At 71.9% G+C, this 22,119-nt stretch carries 21 protein-coding genes; 16 read left to right on the top strand and 5 right to left on the bottom strand.

All coding sequences use genetic code 11. From position 1 onward, the window contains the following. Positions 1 to 7: 7 nt before the first annotated feature. From ETAA1_RS24040 to ETAA1_RS24025, 4 genes are all read right to left on the bottom strand, one after another. Positions 8 to 796, bottom strand: a complete 789-nt coding sequence (locus ETAA1_RS24040) for a putative hydro-lyase (protein ID WP_145243032.1) — start codon at positions 794 to 796, stop codon at positions 8 to 10. After that, positions 793 to 1,665: a glutamate cyclase domain-containing protein gene (locus ETAA1_RS24035; protein ID WP_145243031.1), complete on the bottom strand. Its 873-nt coding sequence runs from the start codon at positions 1,663 to 1,665 to the stop codon at positions 793 to 795. The genes ETAA1_RS24040 and ETAA1_RS24035 overlap by 4 nt, the downstream gene beginning before the upstream one ends. A gap of 249 nt (positions 1,666 to 1,914) precedes the next feature. After that, positions 1,915 to 2,610, bottom strand: coding sequence for an RluA family pseudouridine synthase (locus tag ETAA1_RS24030; protein WP_145243030.1), 696 nt, complete (start codon positions 2,608 to 2,610; stop codon positions 1,915 to 1,917). A 4-nt stretch (positions 2,611 to 2,614) separates the two neighbouring features. Further along, positions 2,615 to 4,024, bottom strand: a complete 1,410-nt coding sequence (locus ETAA1_RS24025) for an amidase (RefSeq protein WP_145243029.1) — start codon at positions 4,022 to 4,024, stop codon at positions 2,615 to 2,617. 223 nt (positions 4,025 to 4,247) lie between these two features. Between ETAA1_RS24025 and argC the strand changes: the two genes are divergently transcribed. Both argC and ETAA1_RS24015 read left to right on the top strand, forming a co-directional pair. After that, positions 4,248 to 5,270: an N-acetyl-gamma-glutamyl-phosphate reductase gene (argC, locus tag ETAA1_RS24020; RefSeq protein WP_145243028.1), complete on the top strand. Its 1,023-nt coding sequence runs from the start codon at positions 4,248 to 4,250 to the stop codon at positions 5,268 to 5,270. 23 nt (positions 5,271 to 5,293) lie between these two features. Beyond that, complete coding sequence (locus tag ETAA1_RS24015; RefSeq protein ID WP_145243027.1) at positions 5,294 to 5,962, top strand: hypothetical protein; 669 nt, start codon at positions 5,294 to 5,296, stop codon at positions 5,960 to 5,962. 15 nt (positions 5,963 to 5,977) lie between these two features. Here ETAA1_RS24015 and ETAA1_RS24010 read toward each other — a convergent pair whose 3' ends face one another. Beyond that, positions 5,978 to 7,876 carry a sigma-70 family RNA polymerase sigma factor gene (locus ETAA1_RS24010; protein ID WP_145243026.1) on the bottom strand — a complete coding sequence of 633 codons (1,899 nt, stop codon included), beginning with the start codon at positions 7,874 to 7,876 and terminating at the stop codon, positions 5,978 to 5,980. A 325-nt stretch (positions 7,877 to 8,201) separates the two neighbouring features. Between ETAA1_RS24010 and ETAA1_RS24005 the strand changes: the two genes are divergently transcribed. The 14 genes from ETAA1_RS24005 (at position 8,202) to ETAA1_RS23945 (ending at position 22,119) form a co-directional block, all read left to right on the top strand. Then, positions 8,202 to 10,040, top strand: a complete 1,839-nt coding sequence (locus ETAA1_RS24005; RefSeq protein ID WP_145243025.1) for a sigma-70 family RNA polymerase sigma factor — start codon at positions 8,202 to 8,204, stop codon at positions 10,038 to 10,040. 79 nt (positions 10,041 to 10,119) lie between these two features. Then, on the top strand, positions 10,120 to 11,100 hold the full coding sequence (locus ETAA1_RS24000; protein WP_145243024.1) for a zinc-dependent peptidase: 981 nt from the start codon (positions 10,120 to 10,122) through the stop codon (positions 11,098 to 11,100). Between the two features lie 10 nt (positions 11,101 to 11,110). Continuing rightward, positions 11,111 to 12,358 (top strand): lactonase family protein, encoded by a 1,248-nt coding sequence (locus tag ETAA1_RS23995; RefSeq protein ID WP_145243023.1) that lies wholly within the window; start codon positions 11,111 to 11,113, stop codon positions 12,356 to 12,358. A 263-nt stretch (positions 12,359 to 12,621) separates the two neighbouring features. Further along, positions 12,622 to 14,577, top strand: coding sequence for a 2-oxoacid:acceptor oxidoreductase subunit alpha (locus ETAA1_RS23990; RefSeq protein WP_145243022.1), 1,956 nt, complete (start codon positions 12,622 to 12,624; stop codon positions 14,575 to 14,577). Between the two features lie 73 nt (positions 14,578 to 14,650). Further along, on the top strand, positions 14,651 to 15,700 hold the full coding sequence (locus tag ETAA1_RS23985; protein WP_145243021.1) for a 2-oxoacid:ferredoxin oxidoreductase subunit beta: 1,050 nt from the start codon (positions 14,651 to 14,653) through the stop codon (positions 15,698 to 15,700). An 83-nt stretch (positions 15,701 to 15,783) separates the two neighbouring features. Continuing rightward, entirely contained in the window at positions 15,784 to 16,299 is a 516-nt protein-coding gene (locus ETAA1_RS23980) for a CBS domain-containing protein (protein ID WP_202920371.1), read from the top strand. 331 nt (positions 16,300 to 16,630) lie between these two features. Then, on the top strand, positions 16,631 to 17,140 hold the full coding sequence (locus ETAA1_RS23975) for a DUF1559 family PulG-like putative transporter (protein WP_145243020.1): 510 nt from the start codon (positions 16,631 to 16,633) through the stop codon (positions 17,138 to 17,140). 54 nt (positions 17,141 to 17,194) lie between these two features. After that, complete coding sequence (locus tag ETAA1_RS23970) at positions 17,195 to 18,151, top strand: transposase family protein (RefSeq protein ID WP_145243019.1); 957 nt, start codon at positions 17,195 to 17,197, stop codon at positions 18,149 to 18,151. A 59-nt stretch (positions 18,152 to 18,210) separates the two neighbouring features. Then, positions 18,211 to 18,729 (top strand): DUF1559 family PulG-like putative transporter, encoded by a 519-nt coding sequence (locus ETAA1_RS23965; protein ID WP_145243018.1) that lies wholly within the window; start codon positions 18,211 to 18,213, stop codon positions 18,727 to 18,729. Between the two features lie 13 nt (positions 18,730 to 18,742). Beyond that, on the top strand, positions 18,743 to 18,919 hold the full coding sequence (locus ETAA1_RS32345; RefSeq protein ID WP_202920370.1) for a hypothetical protein: 177 nt from the start codon (positions 18,743 to 18,745) through the stop codon (positions 18,917 to 18,919). A gap of 501 nt (positions 18,920 to 19,420) precedes the next feature. Continuing rightward, on the top strand, positions 19,421 to 20,458 hold the full coding sequence (locus ETAA1_RS23960; protein WP_145243017.1) for a DUF1559 family PulG-like putative transporter: 1,038 nt from the start codon (positions 19,421 to 19,423) through the stop codon (positions 20,456 to 20,458). Between the two features lie 49 nt (positions 20,459 to 20,507). Continuing rightward, positions 20,508 to 20,717 (top strand): hypothetical protein, encoded by a 210-nt coding sequence (locus ETAA1_RS23955; protein ID WP_145243016.1) that lies wholly within the window; start codon positions 20,508 to 20,510, stop codon positions 20,715 to 20,717. Between the two features lie 235 nt (positions 20,718 to 20,952). Next, positions 20,953 to 21,924, top strand: a complete 972-nt coding sequence (locus tag ETAA1_RS23950) for a DUF1559 family PulG-like putative transporter (RefSeq protein ID WP_145243015.1) — start codon at positions 20,953 to 20,955, stop codon at positions 21,922 to 21,924. Between the two features lie 15 nt (positions 21,925 to 21,939). Beyond that, a complete protein-coding gene (locus ETAA1_RS23945; protein ID WP_145243014.1) occupies positions 21,940 to 22,119 on the top strand; it encodes a hypothetical protein in 180 nt (59 codons plus the stop codon).

Genomic DNA, 22,119 nt, shown 5'->3' with positions numbered 1-22,119 from the left:
CGAAACCCTATTCCCCTTCCAAATCGGTATCCCGCCAGTCCGTCATGAACATGTGCCCTGGCTTGTGCGTGATAGCGAACGGCGGTCGGCTCTGCAGCAGCGCCGCCTGCGGTGTCACGCCGCACGCCCAGAACACCGGAACCTCGCCGGCCCGGACCGTCACCGCGTCGCCGTAGTCGGGCACGCCCACATCCCGAATCCCCAGCGCCGTGGGGTCGCCGAAGCCGACAGGCGTGCCGTGCGCCCGCGGGAAGCGGCCGCATACCTGAGTCGCGCGCACCGCCTGCGCCGGCGTCAGCGGCCGCATCGACACCACCATCGGCCCCGAGAACCGACCCGCCGACCGGCACGGTATGTTGGTGCGGTACATCGGCACATTCACGTTCTCCTCGATGTGCCGCACCGGCAGCCCGGCCGCTTGCAGCGCCGTCTCGAAGGTGAACGAACAGCCGATGACGAACCCGACGAGGTCGTCGCGCCAGTGCCGCCGCACGTCGTTGGGTTCCTCGACCAGTTCGCCGTTCTCCCACACGCGGTAGGCCGGGAGGTCGGTGCGGAGGTCGGCCCCGGCGGCGACGCCGCGCGGCTCGGGGTCGCCGGGCTCGGTCACGTCCAGCAGCGGGCACGGCTTCGGGTTCCGCTGGCAGAACAGCAGGAAATCGAACGCCCAGTCGCGCGGCAGCAGCACGAGGTTGGCCTGCACGAACCCGGCCGCGAGGCCGGGCGTGGGGCCGGTGAGGGTGCCGGCCCGGCAGGCGGCGCGGACGGCCGCCCCGGTCGCGTCGCGGAGCGTCATGGCGCCTCCAGAATCTCGCGGATGCGGACCAGCGGGCGGGCGTACTCGTCCCACGTCAGCCCGTCCACGGTCGCGGTCGGCTTGCCGGTCACGCCGTCCACCAGCGGCCCCTCGCGGACCATCACTTCGAGGATTTCGCGCTCGCGGTCCGGGTCGAACAGGTCGGCCGGCGGCTTCACCCCGCGCAGGACGTACACCCCGGCCGCGAGCGCGTACGCCCCCCAGTTGCTGACGCCGGCGACGATGAGGTGATCGGTCGGCACGCGGCAGTGGACGAGGTCGCCGTTGGGGATGTTCTTCACGACCGTCTCGTGCGGCACCTTCCCCATGCCGATCTCGTTCCCCCCGTCGCCGATGCCGATGGTGACGACGCCCTGCCGGCGTGCCTTGAACTGGCGCGTGAGCCCGGGGTCGAAGTGCTCGGTGATGTCGGTCCCGCGCATGGTGTAATGCCGCCCGCCGGCCGCGGGGCCGCTTCGCTCAATCGCCACCAAATGCGTCCACCCTTCCGCTCCGACATCGGTCATGGGAAGGTCGAACGCCAGGCGGGCGGGCGCCATCGTGGCATCGACCGCGCCTTCGCAGTACGGCAGCGGCGTCACGCCACATCCGTACAAGGCGCGCTGGAGGAAGACGGCGCCCAACGGCCCGTCGGTCTCGAATGCTGGCGGCATGGCGGACGGGATGAAGAACCCGGTCGTGATCGCCACCACGGGGCACCGGTGTTCGGCGATGCTACGGCACGCGGCCTGGAAGTCGCCGGCGGTGGCGGTGAACAGGTTGTCGATCGGGTCGCGGGCCAGGCCGCGGCCGCCGGGATCGACCTGCACCGCCGCCAGGATCGCGGCGAGTTTCTCGTCGGGGGTCATCGGGGCTCGTCGTGTGGTGGCGCTACGGGGATGGGCGAACCAGCCACACCCTCCCCCCTCTGAGGGGGAGGGTCGCGGCGCTTCGCCGCGGGGTGGGGGGCACCACCTGCGATGAGTCGCAGGGAGCCACGCCCCCGGTTCACATCCTACGTGGTGCCCCCCACCCCGCCGCTGCGCGGCGACCCTCCCCCTCAGAGGGGGGAGGGTGGGAAGCCGCCGCGCCCCGCCGTTGCCGCTCGGCGCGCGGCGCTAACCGCCCGCCAGCAGATGCGCGAACCGGCCGCGCCACGGCGGCGGCACCTCGGCCGTCACCGTCGTCGGCGCCTTGCTCGTCGGGTGGAGGAACGTCAGCGCCCGCGCGTGCAGCCCGATCGCCGGGCCGAGGTTGCCGCGGCCGCCGTACTTCGCGTCGCCGTAGATCGGCGACCCGCGGCTCGCCAGCTGTACCCGAAGCTGGTGCTTGCGGCCGGTGTGCGGCCGCAGTTCAACGAGCGCCAGCCCGCCGTGCCGGGCGCGGACGGTGTACAGCAGCCGCGCCAGCTGCGCCCCCGGCGTGCCGGCCGGAACCACCTCCACCCGCGCCGCTTCGTCGTCCTTCCGCAGATAATCCTCGAACGATCCCGCGTCCGGCAGCCGGTCGCCGGCCACGACGGCCCAGTAGGTCTTCTCGACGGCGCCTTCGCGGAACTGCTCGCTGAGGCGGGCCGCGGCCTTGCTGGTGCGGGCGAACAGCAGCGCCCCCGACACCGGCTTGTCGAGCCGGTGTACGACGCCGAGGAACACGTTTCCCGGCTTCTGGTACTTCTCCTTCAGGTACGCCTTCACGACGCGGTCGATGGTCTCGTCGGTGCCGTCGAAGTGCGTGGTCGGCCACCCCGCCGGCTTGTTGACCGCGACGACGTGGTTGTCTTCGAGCAGGATGTCGAGCGCGTCGGCGAAGGACATGCGGTCAGTCTAGCGGAAGCGGCCGGGGCTCGAACGCCCCGTCCAGTCGGAACACGTGCTCGACGAGTGCCGCGCGGGTGAGCAGGCTGTCTTCCGCCCACTGCGCCCCGACCAGCTGAACCGCCAGCGGGAGCCCGTCGGCCGACCAGCCGAGCGGGAGGGAGACGGTCGGCACACCCAGGAAGCTCCACGGGACGTTGCACCACGGGCTGCCGGTCGTGTCCGCGGCCGGGGCGGCGCTGACCGTCGCCGGCGTCAGGAGGGGTTCGAGCTGGTGGAAGCTGGTCATGTCCTCGTCCAGTCGGTCGCGGGCCAACCGGGCGGCGCGGAACTCGGTCGCCGGCACCCGCTGCCCCTCCTCGATCAGCTCGCGGATGCGCGGCGGGTAGTCGTCCGGGTGCCGAGCGAGACGCCGGCCGTGAACCTCTGCGGCCTCGACGGCCATGATGGTGCGGTGGTGGCGGTGGATGTCGGCGAAGCCCGCCGGGAGGACGGACCGGCGGACGACGGCGTCCGAGTGGGCGAGTGACTTCAGATCGCGGTCGATGCGGTCCATGAACTCGGCGACTTCGGGCGCGACGGTTTCGGCGAAGAACGACGCCGTGTGTACGTAGCCGGGCCGCGGGAGCCAGTCGTCGCGGCTCTGCTCCGCCGTCCGCTTGAGCGATTCGTCGATGCGGCTGACGCAGTCCGAGACCGGGCGCCAGGAGGCGGAGCTGTCGTCGGGGTCGTGGCCCGCGATCGGCTCGATCAGGATCGCCAGGTCGCGCACGCAATTCGCCATCACCCCGACGTGGTCGAGGGTCGTTGAGAACGGCAGCACGCCGTTCACGCTCACCCGGCTCCACGTCGGCTTGAGGCTGTACACGCCGCAGAAGCTCGCCGGGCGCGTCAGCGAGCCGCCGGTCTGGGTGCCCAGCGCGCCCAGGCACATGCCGCACGCCACCGCCGCCGCCGAGCCGCTCGAACTGCCGCCCGGCGTCCGCTCCAGGTTCCACGGGTTGCGCGTCGGCGGCGGGTCGAGGAAGGCGAACGCCGTCGTCACCGTCTTGCCGACGATCACCGCCCCCGCCTGCCGCAGCCGCGACACGCACGTCGCGTCCTGCCGGGCGACGCTGTTCGCCCACAGCTTCGACCCGCAGCCCGTCGGCAGGTCGAACACGTCGATGATGTCTTTGATGCCCACCGGGATGCCGTGCAGCGGGCCGCGGTTCGTGCCGGCCTTCAGCTCCGTGGTCAGGCGCTCGGCCTGCTCGCGGGCGCCGTCGCGGTCCACGACCACCCACGCCTTCACGCGCGGCTCGTAGCGGTCGATCCGCGCCAGGCACTGCTCCAGCAGCTCCGACGGCGTGAGGTCGCCCCTGCGGATCAGCTCGGCGGCGGCGGTGATGGTGCGGGGGCCGTCGGGGGTCATGTCATGCTCCCGGGGCGTTGCCCCGGGCTATGCTATCCCAGGCCGTTGGCCTGAAAACCAGGAACCTTGGTCCGGTGGGACCGGCGTCCCGTCGGTCGGGGGCACAGACCGGCGGGACGCCGGTCCCACCGGACCAAACCGGCCTCTTCACCCCGAAGGGGTGGGATAGGATAGCCCGGGGCACCGCCCCGGGTCGGCCACGGGTCCAGGCGAGAAGGTTCCGATGTCTCACGAGCGCGTCCCGGTCGCCGTCCTCGGCGGGTCGGGGTACACGGCCGTCGAACTGCTGAAAATCCTGCTGCGCCACCCCGGCGTTCGCATCGCCGCGGTCACGTCGCGGCAGGCCGAGCACGTCGCCGACCTGCACCCGTCGCTGTTCGGCCGGCTCGACCTGCGCTGCGAGCCGTTCGACGCCGACGCGCTGAAGGCGAAGGGCGTTCAGGTCGCGTTCGGCTGCCTGCCGCACGGCACCAGCATGGAGAGCATCCCGCCGCTGCTCGCCCGCGGCATCAAGGTCATCGACCTCAGCGCCGACTACCGCCTGAAGGACCCCGCCGTCTACCAGCAGTGGTACAAGGAGCCGCACCACGACGCCGCCAACCTCGCCCACGCCGTGTACGGGCTCCCGGAACTCTACGGCGACCGCATCCCCGGCGCGACGCTCGTCGCCAACCCCGGCTGCTACCCGCAGACGGCCATCCTCGGCCTCGCGCCGCTGGTGGCGCACCGCCTCGTCGAACTCACCGGCATCATCGTCGACAGCAAGAGCGGCGTCAGCGGCGGCGGGCGGACGCCGAAGCTGAGCTTCCACTTCCCCGAGTGCAACGAGAACTTCGCGGCCTATGCCGTCGGCACGCACCGGCACACGCCCGAGATCGAACAGGTACTCACCGACGTGGCCGGCGAGCGCGTCGAAGTCGTCTTCACGCCGCACCTCGTGCCGATGGACCGCGGCATCTTCAGCACCATGTATGCCACGCCCACCCGCGCCGTCACCGACGCCGAGCTGCTGGAACTCTACCGCGACTACTACCGCGGACAGCCGTTCGTCCGCGTCCGCACCACCGTCCCGGCGACGAAGGATTGCGCCTTCACGAACTACCTCGACGTGTGTGCGAAGGTCGTTCGGGGTGGCAAGGTCGTCGTCCTCGCCGCGGAGGACAACCTCGTCCGCGGGGCGAGCGGCGTCGCGGTCCAGAACTTCAACCGCCTGTTCGGGTACGACGAGACGACGGGGCTGCTGTGACACCCGGGACGAAAGGACCGATCATGCGACTCCTGGCCGCCGCCCTGTTGCTGCTTCCCGCCGCGGCCCTCGCCCGGCCGGACGAGCCGTTCGCCGCCAAGACCGAAGCGCTCGACCCGCCCGCGGCGCTCGCCGAACCGGTGCGCACCCTCCTGAGCAAGGACGCGCTCGTCGTGCGTTCCGGTGACGCCGTCGTGATGCGCGTCTGGTTCCGCGACGTGATCCCGGTGAAGGCCACGCCGGAGCAGCTCAAGAACGGCATCACGTACCGCGAAATCCCCGAAGGGGCGCTGGTCGGGGCGATCGAGTTCCCGACGGCGTTCACCGACTTCCGGAAGCAGGAACTGGCGGCGGGCGTGTACACGCTGCGGTTCGCGGTGCAGCCGGACATCGGCGACCACACCGGCACCGCCCCGCACCCGGACTTCTGCCTCCTCAGCCCGGCCGGGAAGGATCGATCGGCGGAGCCGATGGAAGTGAAGGACTTGATCGAACTGAGCAGCACGGTCAACGAGGGGAAGCACCCGGCCGTGCTGCTCTTGTTCCCGAACTTCGACAAGGCCGCCGGCCCGAAGGTGGTGGGCAAGGGCGACGGCGTGTGGGTGGCGACGACGCGCCGGGCCGTGGCGGCCGGCGCGACGAAGGCGTCGCTCGGGTTCGCGGTCACGGTGGCGGGGCAGTGGAAGCAGTGACCCGGCCCCCGCCCGCTACCGCTTCGGCGCCGGGCCGGGTGGCGGGGGCGGCGGCTCGCCCTTCTGGCCACGCAGCGACCGGTTCCGCTGCCGCAGCTCGTCGATGATGTGGTCGAGGCCGGCGCCGTGCTCCTCGGCCGTGCCGCTGTCGGCCGCCTTGCCCAGTTCCACGCCCAGCAGCTCGACGTGCTCCTTCATCAGCCGTTCGACCTCGACCAGCTTCGTGCGGTTCCGCGCCACCTGGTCACGCAGCATCGCCCGCTCCTCGGGCGTGTCGGCCGGCGTCGCCGGGCGGAGCTTACGCAGGTCCGGCGACGGCTGGCCGTCGTCGATCTCGATCAGCTTCCGCAGGTCGGCTTCGCTCAGGCCCGGCCGCACGGCGAAGGCCGCGCCGTCCATCATCCCCACGTGGAACCCGTTCGTGAACGGCCACGCCAACTTCGGCAGCGGTCCCTTCCGGCTGTACGCCACGTCAGTCGGCTTCGTCCACGCCACCGCCGGCCCCACCTCCACCACCCCGAACGTGTTCGACGTGCCGTCCGTCACGTCGGCCATCCGCAGCGGCCGCGACCCGCGCGGGCCGACGCCCGTACCCGCCGGCGGCTGCAGGCCCGCTGACGGGCCGCTGGCACCGCCACCGGCACCGGGCGGGTCGCCCGGGCGCTGGGGGCCGAACGGCGTGCCCGGCCCGGCGAACGCCTGGTAGAAGGTGTGCGTCGCACCCGCGGGCTCGAAGCCGACGCGGTACGACGGCGGCATCTTGTCCAGCAGCTTCAGGTTGTGCTCGCTGTCCCACGGCTCGGTCAGCTTGAACTGCCGGTACAGGTTGTCCTGCTCCAGGTACGGCAGCAGGGCCACCCGCCAGCTCAGCAGCGCCTTCCCGGACGGGTCGCGGATGTCGGAAGGCAGGTGGCCGTAAGTCGACTCGTAGTTGTGGACCGCCAGCAGAATCTGCTTCAGGTTGTTCAGGCTCCGCCGCCTCTGCGAGGCAGTCGCCGTTCGATCGGCCGCCGGCGGTGGCGCGACCGGCTGCGCCGCCGCCGCCGGGGGCGCGCCCGCCGACCCGCCCGCGCCGGGCGGCTGGCCGCCGGCCCACACGCCGCCCGCGGCCAGGGCCGTCACGGCCACCAGCGCCGCGGCCGCCCACTGGAGTTTCGACACGATCATGGTTCTTACCGCTCCCTTCGCCAGTTCGAGTACCGGGCCGGACACCGCGGGCACGCCCCCCGCCGCGAACGTCGCCGCCGCCTGTGTCGTGGCCGCCGCGAACGCCGGCCGCACCACGTTCACCGCCCCCACCAGTGCGACTGCCCCCGCCGCCGGCACGGCGACGCCGCGGCCCGTGAGCCGCGCCCGCAGCCGGTCCTTCGCCCGCGCCACCCGGCCGGCCACGGTGCCGACCGGCCAGCCGAGCCGGCGGGCGGCGTCGGCGTAAGTCAGTCCTTCGAGGAAGCACAGCAGCACCGGCGTGCGGTACTTCTCGGGCAGCCGATCGAGTTCGTCGTGCAGCGCGGCCACGGCGTCGGCGTCGGGCTCGCCCCCGGCCGCGGGCGCCGGCAGGTGGTCGAGCACGGCATCAACCGCACGAACGCCGCGGCGACGGGCAGCGCGGACGGCGGTGCGGCGGGCGACGCGGTAGAGCCAGCCGGCGGCGGTGCCGCGGCCGCCGACGGCGTGCGCCTGCCGGGCGAGGGCCAGGAACGTGGCCTGACAGGCGTCCTCGGCAGCGTGGTGGTCGCGGAGGACGGCGCGGCACACGGCCAGCACCATCCCCGCGTGCCGCCACACCAGCAGTTCGAACGCCGCCTCGTCGCGGTCGTGGCTGAACCGGGTCAGCAGCGCCGCGTCGGCCGGACCGTCGGCGACGGCCCGGAGGCAGTTCAGCACTGTCGCCGGCTTGTGAGTGGGGGTCATGGCAGCGGCCCGGAGGTCGGCTCACCCATCATGTGCCTGCCGGAGCGGTGGCGCATACACTTTTCGCCGCCGGCCGTCGTTCGGGCCGGGTTCATTGTGTGTCGCCGACCCCCCCGGGGGGTCGAGGCACGCATTGAGTCGATGACACAAAAGATCGTTGAAGCGATGCCGCCCGCCGGGAAGTGACGTAAACCCTTGCGGGGAAAGCACTGCACCCCGCAGTCGGGCCGGTGGTGGAAATTCCACCCGCTCCGACCGAAGGGTCGGCCGCCGGCGACCCAATACAGGCAGGCCGGCGTGGTGCCGGCCGACCGGAGTTTGACCGATGCCCCCACCCGGGCTGTCCGCCGCCGTCGCCCGCGCCCGCCGGGCCGTCGCCCCCGCCGACCCGCGCCCGGACGGCGCCCTGCTCGCCGCCTTCGTCGCCGCCCGCGACGGGGAGGCGTTCGCGGCGCTCGTCGAGCGGTTCGGGCCGATGGTGTTCGCCGTCTGCCGCCGCGCCACCGGCCACCACCAGGACGCCGAGGACGCCTTCCAGGCCGTCTTCGTCGTGCTGGCGCGACGGGCCGCGGCGGTGGTGCCGCGCGAGGCCGTCGGCGGCTGGCTGTACGGGGTGGCGGTCCGCACCGCCCGCGAGGCCCGCACGATGGCCGCCCGCCGCTCCGCTCGCGAAGCGCCGTCGTCCCACCTTACCGACAGCGCCGGTAGTGCCGTCGGCCCCGAGCCCGACCTGGCCGCCGTGATCGACGCCGAACTGGCGGCGCTGTCCGAGAAGGACCGGGCGCTGCTGGTCCGGTGCGACCTCCGCGACGAGTCGCAGGTGGAGGTGGCGGCGGCGCTCGGGGTGCCGGTGGGGACGGTGTACAGCCGCCTCGCCGCGGCGCGGAAGCGACTCGCCGCGCGGCTGACCGCCCGCGGCGTGGCGCCCGGCGCCGGCGGGCTGGCGGTCGCGCTCGGGGGCGCGGCTGCGGCCGCGGTCCCGGCCGACCTGCCGGCGCGGGCGGTGGCGGCGGCGCTGACTCCGGAGCACGCCCCGGCCGCGGTCGCGGCCCTCTCGCACGGAGTCCTTCGCGCCATGTTCCTTCACAAGCTCAAGCTCGTGCCGCTGGCCCTCGCCGCGGTCGCGTCCGCCGCCGTCGCCGCCGGCCTGCTCGCCGCGCCGTCTGCCACCGCGCCACAGCCCGCCCCGCCGGCGCGCGTCGCCGCGGCGCAGCCGGCCGCGTCGAAGGTCGCGCCGGTAGCGAAGGGGCCGAACCGCATCCTGCTCAGCAAGGACCGCGCTCTCGTGATGGTCGATCCGGACGGCAAGAACCTGACGCCGGTCGCCGCGTTCGACCCCGAGGCCGGGTACGCCTACGACGCCAAGCTGTCGCCGGACGGGACGCGGGTGGCGGTCGTCCGCTCGGTCGGCGCGGCCCAGGGGGATGCGGTCTCACGGCGGTCGCTGTTCGTCTTCCCCGCCAGCGGGAAGGGGGAGCCGGCCGACCTGAACGTCGACGGCGAGTCGGCGTACTGGTCGGCCGACGGGACCGAACTCGTCGTCGCGCGGGCGAACGACCGGCCGGGCGGGAAGGGCGGCCCGAACTTCGAGCACCGCGTCGTGGACGCGAAGACCGGGAAGGCGTCGGCCGTGAAGCTGCCGGCCGACCACATCGTCACCGGGTGGCTGGCCGACGGCCGGTTCTCCACGACGCGGCTCGGCGGCACCCCCGCCGACCCGACGGCCCGCGTCTACGTCATGAACCGGGACGGCACCGAGGCCAGGGCGGTGACCGACGCGACGGCCGTCGTCGCCGGCGGGATGCCGTCGCCGGACGGGACGCGGATGCTCGGGCAGCGCCCGGTCTTCAAGGCCGGCGCTAACCGGGTCGATGTGGATGAGGAGTACCTGGTGCTGATCGACACCGCAACGGGCCGGGTGACACCGGTTACGGGGGTGCCGCCCGGCGGCGACCTGCACGGCTACTGCTGGTCCCCAGACGGGAAGCGGATCGCGTACACCTGGCGGCAGGTCCACCCGGGTACACCGGACGAGCGCGCCCGCACCGAAACGGAGTCGCGGCTGGTCGTCGCCGACCCGGACGGGAAGAACGCCCGCACGGTGCTGTCGGCGAAGGGGCCGAGCCAGTGGACGATCACGCTCGGCGCCCCCGACTGGCGGTAGCGGCGGGCCGCGGCCGTCCGGGCGAGCGTAAAATTGATGCGCCCCGGACTTCATCCGCCGGCCGCGGAGGTGGCGCGTCGTGCTCGTGACCCCCGCGATCGACCGCCACAACCGCCGCCACGCCCAAACGGTGGCCGCCGCCGTCGCGGCCGCGGGCGCGGTGCTGGGCTGGGTCTTCCCGCCGCTGTTCGCCCTGCTGGGTCTCGCCCCCGCCGCGTACTGGCTTCTCCGGCGCCGGGTCCGGCGCCGCCTCGCGGTCGCCGCCCGGCCGTTCCCCCCCGCGTGGCAGGCGGTCCTCGACCGCCGCGTGCGCTACTACCGCGCCCTCGACGACGCCGGGAAGGCCCGGTTCCGGGGGATGGTCGCGGTGTTCCTCGACGAGGTCCGCGTCACCGGCGTCCGGGCCGAGGTGGACGACACCGTGCGGGTGCTCGTCGCGGCCGGCGCGGTCATCCCGGTGTTCGGGTTCGACGACTGGGAGTACCGCCGGCTCGGCGAGGTGCTCGTCTACCCGGGCACGTTCGACGACAAGTACCAGACCGACGCGGCGGCCGCCCCGAACATCCTCGGGCTCACCGGCCTGGGCCACCTGCGCGGGGTGGTGGTGCTGTCGAAGCCGGCGCTGCTGGCCGGGTTCGCGGACCAGCCCGGGCCGGAGAACGTCGGCGTCCACGAGTTCGCGCACCTCGTGGAGCAGCGCGAGGCGGAGGGCGGGCTGCCCCCGGAGGTGCCGGTCGAGGTGGCGCGGCAGTGGGTCGGGTACGTGGCCCGCGAACTCGCGCACCCGGCCAACCGGCGGGCGGGGATCAGCGACTACGCGTACACCAACGAGCACGAGTTCTTCGCCGTGCTGTCCGAGTACTTCTTCGGCTCGCCGGCGCGGCTGAAGGCGAAGGCGCCCGGGCTGTACGACCTGCTCCGCCGGCTGTTCCACCAGGACCCGGCGGCCCTGACCAGCCACCTGCCGCGCCCCGCCGGGCGGCTCGGCCGCGCCGACCCGTGCCCGTGCAACAGCGGCAAGCGGTTCGGGGACTGCTGCCGGAACGCCGGCGCGGCGTAGACTCAGCCCCATGACCCCACCCGAAAGCTCCCGCCGCGCCTTCCTCGCCGCCTCGGCCGCGGCCCCGCTCGCCGGCCTCGCCAGCGCGCAGCCGGCCGACGCACCGCTGTTCGCCTACGTCGGCACGTTCAGCTCGCCGCTCCGCGACGTGCTGCCGACGCAGGTCGATCTGCCGCCCGGCAACGGCCGCGGCATCCACGTCTTCCGCGTGAACCGGACCACAGGCGCGCTCACCGCCGCCGGCGTTCACGAGATGGGGACCAGCCCCAGCCACCTGGCGGTGAACGCCGCCGGCACCTGCATGTACTCGGCGAACGAGACCGACCGGCAGGGCGACACCCGCGAAGGCACCGTCACCGCCTTCAGCATCGACCGCGCCGACGGCAAGCTGACGCCGCTGAACACCGTCCGCTCCGGCGGGGCGGGGCCGACGTTCGTCAGCCTCCACCCGTCGGGGAAGTTCCTGTTCGTCGCCAACTACTTCGGCGGCTCGGTCGCGGTGCTGCCGGTGCTGGCCGACGGCCGGCTCGGCGCCGCGACCGACGTGAGGGTCGATGACGGGAAGGTCGGCCCGACGCGCGCCCCTAGCGCGCCGCCGGGGAGCTTCGCGTTCAGCGGCCACGACCGCACTCACGCCCACCAGATTCTCGCCGACCCCGCTGGCCGCTTCGTGCTGCACGTCGACCTGGGGCTCGACAAGATTTACGTCTGGAAGTTCGACGCGCAGAAGGGCGTGCTGACGGCGAACGACCCGCCGGCGGTGGCGCTGCCGCCGGGCGACGGGCCGCGGCACGTCCACTTCCACCCGAACGGCCGGTGGCTGTACTCGGTGCAGGAGGAGGGCTCGACGGTCGTGCTGTTCGACTACGACGCGGCGGCGGGCCGGCTGACGGCGCGGCAGACGATCTCGACGCTCCCGGCGGGCTTCGCGGGGAGCAACTTCTGCTCGGAGATCCTGGTGTCGGCCGACGGCCGGTTCGTGTACGTCGGGAACCGGTTGCACGACAGCGTGGGAATCTTCGCGGTCGGCCCGGCCGGCACGCTGACGCCCGTCGCCGACGAGTGGACGCGGGGCAACTACCCGCGCAGTTTCGCCTTCGATCCGACCGGCCGGTTCTTCTACTGCTGCAACCAGCGCGGCGACAACCTGGCGGTGTTCCGGGTCGATCGCGCCGCCGGCGGGCTGGCGTTCACCGGGCAGTACGTGCCGGTGGGGAACCCGTCGTGCGTCGTCTTCCTCGACACAGCGGGGCGGTAGGGGGGCCGTTTCGCGCTCGATGACGGGGGCTGGTCAGGCCGGGGCGCAAGCCCCGTCGGGCGATAGAAGTCCGACGGGGCTTGCGCCCCGGCCTGACGACTCCCCTGTGCCGGCGGTAGCGGTCGCGCCGCCCCCGGAGGAACTTCTCGCCGACTCCTCTCCCTTTCCCCCGGCCGCGTCCGATATAAAGAACCGGTAGCCAGGAAAGTCCACCCGCTACCCTTTCCGCCGGCGCTCTCCATCCCGTTGCCGAGGCCGAGTTCATGAGTTCCGAGAACGGGTCGGCCGCACCGACCGCCGCCCCCCCGTCTGCCAACGGCACCAACGGGCACCACAAGCGCGTCGAAGAAGTCCAGTCCGTCACCATCCGCTTCGCCGGCGACTCCGGCGACGGCATGCAGCTGGCCGGCACGCAGTTCACGAACACGTCCGCCCTCGCCGGCAACGACATCGCCACCTTCCCCGACTTCCCCGCCGAGATCCGGGCGCCAGCGGGCACCCTCGCCGGCGTCTCGGGCTTCCAGGTCCACTTCGCCTCGTCCGACATCCACACCCCCGGCGACGCCCTCGACGCGCTCGTGGTGATGAACGCCGCGGCGCTCAAGACCAACCTCCGCGACCTGCAACCCGGCGGCATCCTCGTCGCCAACTCCGAAGGGTTCGAGACCTCCGACCTGTCGAAGGCCAAGTACAAGGTGAGCCCGCTGGAGGACGGCAGCCTCAAGGGGTACAAGGTCGTCCGCGTGCCGGTCACGAAGATGACCCGCGAGGCCGTCGCCGAGTGCAAGCTCAGCCCGCGCGAGGCCGACCGCTGCAAGAACTTCTTTGCCCTCGGCCTCGTGTACTGGATGTACGAGCGGAGCCTGGAGCCCACGCTCAAGTGGATCCGCGAGAAGTTCGCCAAGAACCCGCAGTTCGTCGAGGCCAACACCCGCGCCCTGAAGGCCGGGTACAACTACGGCGAAACCGTCGAGGTGATGCCGGTCCAGTACAAGGTGGCGAAGGCCAAGATCGCCCCCGGCACGTACCGGAAGATCACCGGGAACGAGGCCATCGTGCTCGGCCTCGTCGCCGCCACGCAGCTGGCCAACAAGCAGCTCGTGTACGCCAGCTACCCCATCACGCCGGCGTCGTCGGTGCTGGAGGGGCTGGCCGAGCTGCGCCGCTTCGGCGTGAAGACGTTCCAGGCCGAGGACGAAATCGCCGCCGCCGGCGTCGCCATCGGGGCGAGCTACGGCGGGGCCGTCGGCGTCACCGGCACCAGCGGGCCGGGCGTGTGCCTCAAGAGCGAGGCGATCGGCCTCGCGGTGATGACCGAGCTGCCGCTCGTGATCGTGAACGTGCAGCGCGGCGGCCCCAGCACCGGCCTACCCACCAAGACGGAGCAGGCCGACCTGTTGCAGGCGATGTTCGGCCGCAACGGCGAGTGCCCGGCGGCCATCATCGCGCCCCAGAGCCCCGGCGACTGCTTCGACATCGCCTTCGAGGCCGTCCGCATCGCCACGCGGTTCATGTGCCCCGTGTTCCTGCTGTCCGACGGCTACCTCGCCAACGGCTCCGAGCCGTGGAAGATTCCCGACGTGGCGAAGTTGCCCAAGATCGAGGTGGTGAACGCGACGGCGCCGAACAGCGACGGCTGGACCGGCGCCGGCCACGAGAGCGGCGCCGAGGGGGAGGGCGGCAGCACCGGGAAGTTCCTGCCCTACAAGCGCGACGAGTATCTCGCCCGGCCGTGGGCCGTGCCCGGCACCGCGGGGCTCGAACACCGCATCGGCGGCATCGAGAAGCAGGACGTGACCGGCAACATCAACTACGAGGCCGGCAACCACGAGCACATGACCCGCACCCGGGCCAAGAAGATCGAGAACATCGCGCTGACGATCCCCGACCTGGCCGTGACCGGCGACGCCGACGCCGACCTGCTCGTCGCCGCGTGGGGCGGCACGTTCGGCAGCGTGACGACGGCCGTGGAGCGGTGCCGCAAGAACGGGCTGAAGGTGGCGCAGGTTCACTTCCGCTACCTGAACCCGATGCCGAAGAACACGGCCGACGTGCTGAAGCGGTACAAGAAGGTGCTGGTGCCGGAGCTGAACGCCGGGCAGCTGTCGTGGCTGCTGCGGGCGAAGTACCTGGCCCCGGCCGAGGGGCTGAACAAGATTCAGGGGAAGCCCTTCCTCGTGTCCGAGATCGTGGCCGCGATCGAGAAGGCGCTGAGCTGACCCACCCGAACGCCCGCCGGATGCAACCGGCGGGCTTCGTCACCACCATACACCCTCACCCACAGCAATACCCATGGCCGCTTCCGCCACTCCTCTCCCGACCCTCACGACGAAGGAACTCACCTCCGACCAGGAGGTGCGCTGGTGCCCCGGGTGCGGGGACTACAGCATCCTCGCCCAGATGCGCAAGGCGCTCACCACCGTCGGCGTGCCCCGCGAGAAGCTGGCGTTCGTGTCCGGCATCGGCTGCTCCAGCCGGTTCCCGTACTACATGAACACCTACGGCTTCCACACCATCCACGGCCGCGCCCCCACCTTCGCCACGGGCCTCCGCCTGGCCAACCCCGACCTGCAAGTGTGGGTCGTCACCGGCGACGGCGACGGCCTCTCCATCGGCGGCAACCACCTCATCCACGCCCTGCGGCGGAACGTGGACATCAAGGTGCTGCTGTTCAACAACGAGATCTACGGCCTCACCAAGGGCCAGTACTCGCCGGCCAGCCGCGTCGGCACCAGCAGCAAGACGAGCCCCGGCGGGTCGTTCGAGACGCCGGTCCGGCCGCTGTCGCTGGCCCTCGCCGCGGAGGCCACGTTCGTGGCGCGGACCATCGACGTGGACGTGCAGCACATGGTCGCCACCTTCCAGAAGGCCGCGGCCCACAAGGGGTCGGCGTTCGTCGAGATCTACCAGAACTGCAAGATCTTCAACGACGGCGTCTTCGAGTACGCCACCGACAAGAGCGTGAAGGCCGAGAACGTGCTGTACCTGGAGCACGGCAAGCCGATGCTGTTCGGCAAGGACCGCAGCAAGGGCATCCGCATGTCCGGCCTCAAGCCGGAGGTGGTGACCGTCGGCAAGGACTGTGGGCTGGACGACATCCTGACGCACGACGAGGCGGCGGAAGACCCGACGCTCGCGTACCTGCTGAGCCGGTTCGCCCACGACGAGACGCCGAACGTGGCGAACCCGTTCCCGGAGCCGGTGGGCGTGTACCGCAGCGTCCGCAAGCCGACCTACGAGGAGCAGCTCGAAGCCCGCATCACGGAAGCGGCGGCGAAGAAGGGGAAGGGGAAGATCGAGGACCTGTTCAAGGCCGAGGACGTGTGGACGGTCGCGGAGTAGTCCTCCGTCATTCGTCCCTCGTCATTCGAGGTCATTGCCGTGGTCGTCGCCGAATGACGAAGGACGAATGACGAGGGACGACGATGTACTGCCCCGCCTGCAACCACAGCCGCAACCCGCCCGGGGCGGACGCCTGTGAGCACTGCGGGCTGCCGCTGACGCACACCGACGAGGCGGCCCTGCACGGCCGCGTCGAGCGCAGCTTGATGACCGACCCCGTCTCGATCCTCGCGCCCGCCACCCCCGTCACCGTCGCCCCCGACGCCACGCTTGCGGACGCCATCCGGCTGATGATCGACCGCCGCGTCGGGGCGGTGCTGGTCGTCGGGGCGGCCGGCGAGCTCGTCGGCATCCTCACCGAGCGGGACTTCCTCACGCGCGTCGCCGGGCGGCCGGGGTTCGAGCAACTCCCCGTCGCCGACCACATGACCCGTGACCCGGAGACCGTGACCCCCGCCGACACACTGGCGTTCGCGCTGGGGCGGATGGACGCCGGCGGCTACCGCCACCTGCCCGTTGTGGCCGGCGGCAAACCCGTGGGCATGGTGTCGATCCGGGACGTGCTTCGGCACGTAACCCGGATCAGTCAGGGCGGCTGAGGCGGATCAGAAAAAGTGTGAGTTTGGCCTCGCCACGTCGTCACGGCCGGTAAAAGCTTATCATTCAAGCACGCGGCTGTTCCCGGGGGACCAATCGTACCCGGCTTCCACTCCCACCGCGTGGGACGTGATCCATCTTAGTTACCCGAGCGACGCACCGACCGGCCGTAGCGCCGGCCCGCAGTCGTGGTGACGCGACCTTCCCGACGGGTCAGTCCGTCGGGCCAGACGGAGCCCTGACTGGCTCCCCTTCTCCAGCTTTTCCCGGCGGGCCGGCGGTCCCGTCGGAGGGCGGCTCATCGCATTATCTCTACCCCTCGGAGGCGCCGCGATGCCCGCCCGCCGCCCCGGCCGCCGGGGCTTCACGCTGATCGAGTTGCTCGTCGTCATCGCCATCATCGCCATCCTGATCGGGCTGCTGCTGCCGGCCGTGCAGAAGGTCCGCGAGGCCGCCGCCCGGAGCTCGTGCTCGAACAACCTGAAGCAGATCGCCCTCGGCGTCCACTCGTACGAGTCGGCCAACGGCTCGGTGCCGCCGGGGATCGCCTCGGTGAACTACACGCAGGGCGGCACGTCCGCGGCCAACTACTCCACCGCGGGGAACGCCGTCAGCGTGCTGGGCTACATCCTGCCGCACGTCGAGCAGGGGGCGATCTACAACCAGTTGGTGGTGAACTGGGACCCGTACGCCGCGTCGCCCGGGTGGTTCTACAACGCGGCGAACACCGCCCCGGCGCGGGCGCGGGTCAAGCCGTTCGAGTGCCCGTCGGCCGTCAACTTCACCCCCGACTACGACACCGGGCCGGGGCACAACACCCTCAACGGCAGCAGCTACCAGTAGGGGTGTTGCGCATTTGGTCGGGCTCGGCTACCTTCCGGGGTACGGAGACCTCGGATGCTGACCTACGCCCGACTGGTGGAAACCCCGGCCGCGTTCCCGGCTCTGACCGGGATGACCCGCGACGAGTTCGACCACCTGTTCGTCGCCTACGCCGCCGCGGCCGACGCCCACCGGGCCGCCCGCACCCACACCAAGCGGGACACCCGGCCGCGCCGCCGCGCCGCCGGGGCCGGCCGCCCCCACGACCTCGACGCCCGGACCCGACTCCTCCTCGCCCTCGTCTGGCTCCGGGTGTACCCGACGTACGAACTCCTCGGCCACCTGTTCGGGCTGGACAAGTCGAACGCCTGGCACAACACCCAGGACGCCCTGGAGGTGCTGGAGGGGATGGCCGACTTCCCGTTCGACCCGCCCGGGAAGGGGCGGACCCAACTCCGGTCGGCCGACCAGGTGATGGACACGTACCCCGAGGTCCGGGCGGTGATCGACACCAAGGAGCAGGGGTTCCGGCGCCCGGCCGGGTGGGAGAACCAGAAGCCGTTCTACTCGGGGAAGAAGCGGCGGCACACGGTCAAGAACCAGGTCGTGTGCACCCCGTCCGGGCGGATCGGGGCGGTGTCCCCGACCGTCCCCGGGCGGACCGCCGACCTGACCCTGCTCCGCCTCGACCGGACCCTCGACCGCCTCCCGGCCGGGGCCGGGGTGATGGCCGACAAGGCGTACATCGGCCTCGGGGCAGACCCTGTGGCGGCCGGGCGGCGGGTGGTGATCCCGGCCCGCGCGGCCCCAACCCGGCCGCTGACGGACGACCAGAAGACGGCGAACCGGTGCATCAACCGGGAGCGGGTGGTGGTCGAGCACGTGATGGCCCAGTTGAACCGGTTCCAGGTGCTCCGGCAGACATTCCGGGGCAAGCTCGGGCGGCACACCCGGGTGTTCCGGGTGGTCGCACTCGTCGTCGACCGGCGGATCGCCGCCACCCCGCTGAAGACCTACCCGACCGCCGCCTGACCGGACGGGGAGGGGGCGGTACGAGCCACGGGCCTATTGCACAACGCCCCTAGTGGGACGTGACGCTGTTCACGGCCGCGGCCAACCTGGGGGTGACGAACTACGTCGGGGTGGCCGGGCGGTACGGCGTCATGGGGCCGAACGTCGCCGTGGGCGGCGTGCCGGTGGACAACATGCCCGGCGTCTTCACCACCGCCCGGGTGCGACCGTTCGGGTCGAGCACGATCACCGCGGTCGGCAAGCTCACGCTCGTCGGCATCACCGACGGGTCGAGTAACACGCTGATGTTCGTGGAGTCGTTGGGGCCGGGGAGCCAGCGGGCGTCGGCCCCGCAGATCTCGAAGCTGGCGTGGTCGTGGATCAGCGGCGGCCCGTACCCGAGCCTGTTCGGCATCCCGGACGAGGCGAACCTGTGGTTCTGCGACTACTCCAGCAACCACACCGGGGTGGCGATGGCGGCGCTGGGCGACGGGTCGGTCCGCGGCCTCCGCAAGCCCGCCCTCGGCACACCCACGCTGCCGTTCGTGGCCATGTCCACGGCCTCGCTCGGCGAGACCGTGGACCCCGGCGGCATCTAACCCGGAGCCCCCGATGCGACGCCTGACACTGCTGGTGGTGTGCGCCGCCTTCGCCGGCGGGTGTAAGGACGACAAGCCGGACAACACGAAGCTTCAGACGCCGAACGACGCGCCGATCGGGGCGCCGAAGGGGATGGGCGGCCCGTCCGGCGGGCAGGCCAAGGGCCGGGAGGCGCCCCTGAACCCCTGATGCGGGGGCGGTGGCGTCAGCTCACCGGTTTTCTGCGGTCGTTACAATCCGGCCCCGGGGCCGCCGGCCCCCGGTTCGTAAGGCCTTGCGCGGGTATACTTTGCTGGCTTTCCCGTCGGATCGGCCGGGGCCGAATTGCCGGTCCGGGTAGGTTGCGTGCACATTTTTTGCAAAGCCGATGAAAAATCCCTAGCCCCCGGTGTTCCGTCTCGGCTACACTCACCGGGTCGGACTACTGCCTGCGCTGAGACCGCACAGCGTCACCGAGCGATCGGTTGGTGCGTCATTCGGGTTCCTTGCGTCGGCCGCCCGCTCCCGCCGTGTCCGACTTCATACTCTCCCAGCCGCGCAGACCTTCGCGCGGCCGGTGCCACGATTCCGGGGTCGGCGTGCCGCCCCGGGCCAGTCGAAGGGTCCTGGCTGACCCGTTGGCATCATCCCGGTTATCGGGCCGCGTGGTCCCGCCGGGTTCGTTCATTCGCCACGACGGAGGAACGTCTCATGTCCACCCGCACGGGCAGTCGCCGGTCCGGGTTCACGCTCATCGAGTTGCTGGTCGTGATCGCCATCATCGCGATCCTGATCGGCCTGCTGCTGCCGGCCGTCCAGAAGGTCCGCGAGGCCGCCGCCCGCAGCACCTGCACGAACAACCTGAAGCAGATCTCGCTCGCCTGCCACGCCTACGAGTCGGCCAACGGCCAGCTTCCGCCGGGCTTCCTCGGGGCGATGCCGAGCGACGCCCCCTACGGCACCGGCACCCGCCCGGCGACCATCGGGTATAACTGCCAGCTGGTCGGCCCGCTGGTCCACCTGCTGCCGTACGTCGAGCAGGCGCCGCTGTACCAGCTCCTGATGGCGGGCGCCCCGGCCCCCGACTACCTGTCGCCGGCCAAGCGGTACGCCGACTTCAGCACCATCGCCAGCTTCTGGAACAACCGCGGGGCGCGGATCAAGTTCTTCCTGTGCCCGTCGGACACCGGCAGCGACAGCTCGTGGGACTGTACCATCAACTCGTTCCTGGCCAGCACCTCGTCGTTCTCGGTGAACATCATCGCCATCGGCGACACGGCGTTCGGGAAGACGAACTACATGGCCGTCGGCGGGCGGATGGGGATCACCGCGTCGTTCCCGGGCGGGTCGGTCAACGACACGTACCTCGGGGCCTTCTACAACCGGTCGGTGACCAAGCTGGCGACCATGCAGGACGGCACGAGCAACACCTTCCTGTTCGGCGAGTACAACACGAAGGGCCCCCCCGGCGCAGGCTGGCAGCCGGTCACCCCGGCGTGGATCTCCTCGGGCTACATGCCGATGGCCTGGGGTGCCACCGAGCCGCCGATCAGTGATCCCAACTGGTACCGGATGGGCAGCCGGCACACGGGCGTGATGGTGTTCGGCCTCGGCGACGGGTCGATCCGCACCATCCGCTACCCCGGCACCGCGGGCTCCGGCAACGCCGCCGCCCCGAACCAGTACGACCAGTACATCTACCACTCGGGCCACACCGACCTGAAGGTGGCCGACCCCAGCCAGCTGTGAGTACGAACCCGGGGTGGCCGTCGCCCCCCTAACCTTCGGAGTGACGCGAATGGTCCGACGGGTTCTGGCCGCCCTCACCCTCACCGCCGCGGTCGTCACGACCGTCGGCGGGTGCGGGAAGGCGTCGCCGACGAAGAACGATACCCCGCCGCCGGCGGGCGGGTTCAAGGACGCGCAGAAGGGGAGCGGTGGGGAAGGGGCTAAGGGCGGCGAAAGGGCCGTCAACCCGCCGCCGCCGCCGCCGCCGCCGCCGCCGTAAGCGGCTCGGATTCCCCCGTGCCAACTACCGGCCGCCGGAGCTCCCGGCGGCCGGTTCGTTTTCGCACCCGGCTCACTTCACCCGTTCATCAAAAACCGGTCAATCGTCACGACCGCTCCGCCCGGCGTGTTCTACTGTTTGGCTCGTACCGTCCGTCGGGCGCCCGGCGGCCGGGGTACGACCCCCCGGCCCGCCCCCCCGGCCCGCCCGCTGACGAATTGCTGGTCCCACCCCCATGACACGTCGCGCGTTCACACTCATCGAGCTGCTCGTCGTCATCGCCATCATCGCGGTCCTCATCGGCCTGCTCCTGCCGGCCGTTCAGAAGGTCCGCGAGGCCGCCGCCCGGAGCGCCTGCCAGAACAACCTGAAGCAGATCGCGCTGGGTGCCCACAACTACGAGGCCACCACCGGCACGTTCGCCCCCGGGGCGCTGCTGCACATGACGGCCGCCGGCACGTACTCCTCGGCGACCGTGGCCACCACCCAGGGCGTCGGCACGCTGCCGCACCTGCTCCCCTACGTGGAGCAGACGAGCGTCGCGGCGGTGTTCGCCACCGGCGTCGCCCCGGACTACCTCGCGCCGAGGAGGCAGTACTCGCACGTGCTGTGGAACGCCGGCCCGGCGACCGCGGCGCAGAGCAAAATCAAGAGCTTCGTCTGCCCCTCGGACGGCGACGTCGAGGCGGCGCAGAACGCGGCCTGGCCGGTGGTGGACGTGGCCGGGTCGTCGGCCCGGCTGGCGCGGTGGTACTTCGCCCCGCCGTGGGGGCCGGCCCTGGGCAAGACGAGCTACCTGGCCGTCGGCGGGTACGCCGACGCGGTGCTGCCGCAGTACGCCGGCCTGTTCACGAACCGCTCGTCGGGCACCGCCGGGCAGGCGGCCGCGGCCGACGGGCTGAGCAACACCCTGATGTTCGGCGAGGCCCTCGGAGACCCCGAGGTCGGCCCGCGGCAGTTCGCCTGGAGCTGGGCGCTGGCCGGCCCGCTGCCGACGGCGTGGGGCGGCATCCCGAACCCGACCGACGCCAACGGGTGGAACGGGTTCGGCAGCCGGCACGCCGGCGTGGTCCAGTTCGCAATGGGCGACGGCTCCGTGCGGTCCGCCCGCAAGTACGTCACCGGCGGGTCGGCGTACACGGCGCTGGTGTACATGTCCGGCTGGAAGGACGGCGTGAACGTGGACCCGGCCTCCCTCCTCAACTAACCCCGAGAGCTCGCCATGACGCGCCCAATCTTGTTGCTCCTCGTCGCGGTCGTCGCCGGCTCGGCCGCCGCGGGCTGCGGCCCCACGCAGGCCAAGTCGCCGGCCACCCCGCTACCCCCGATGGCGGCGAAGGCGGCGCCCGCGGCGGCGTCGGCCGACGCCGGCCCAATGAAGGGGCTGCCGCCGCGGCCGTAG

The sequence above is a fragment of the Urbifossiella limnaea genome, assembly GCF_007747215.1.
GTDB classification, from domain to species: domain Bacteria; phylum Planctomycetota; class Planctomycetia; order Gemmatales; family Gemmataceae; genus Urbifossiella; species Urbifossiella limnaea.
Note: the sequence above shows the minus strand (reverse complement) of the source record. Positions and strands in the feature narration are given on the sequence as shown.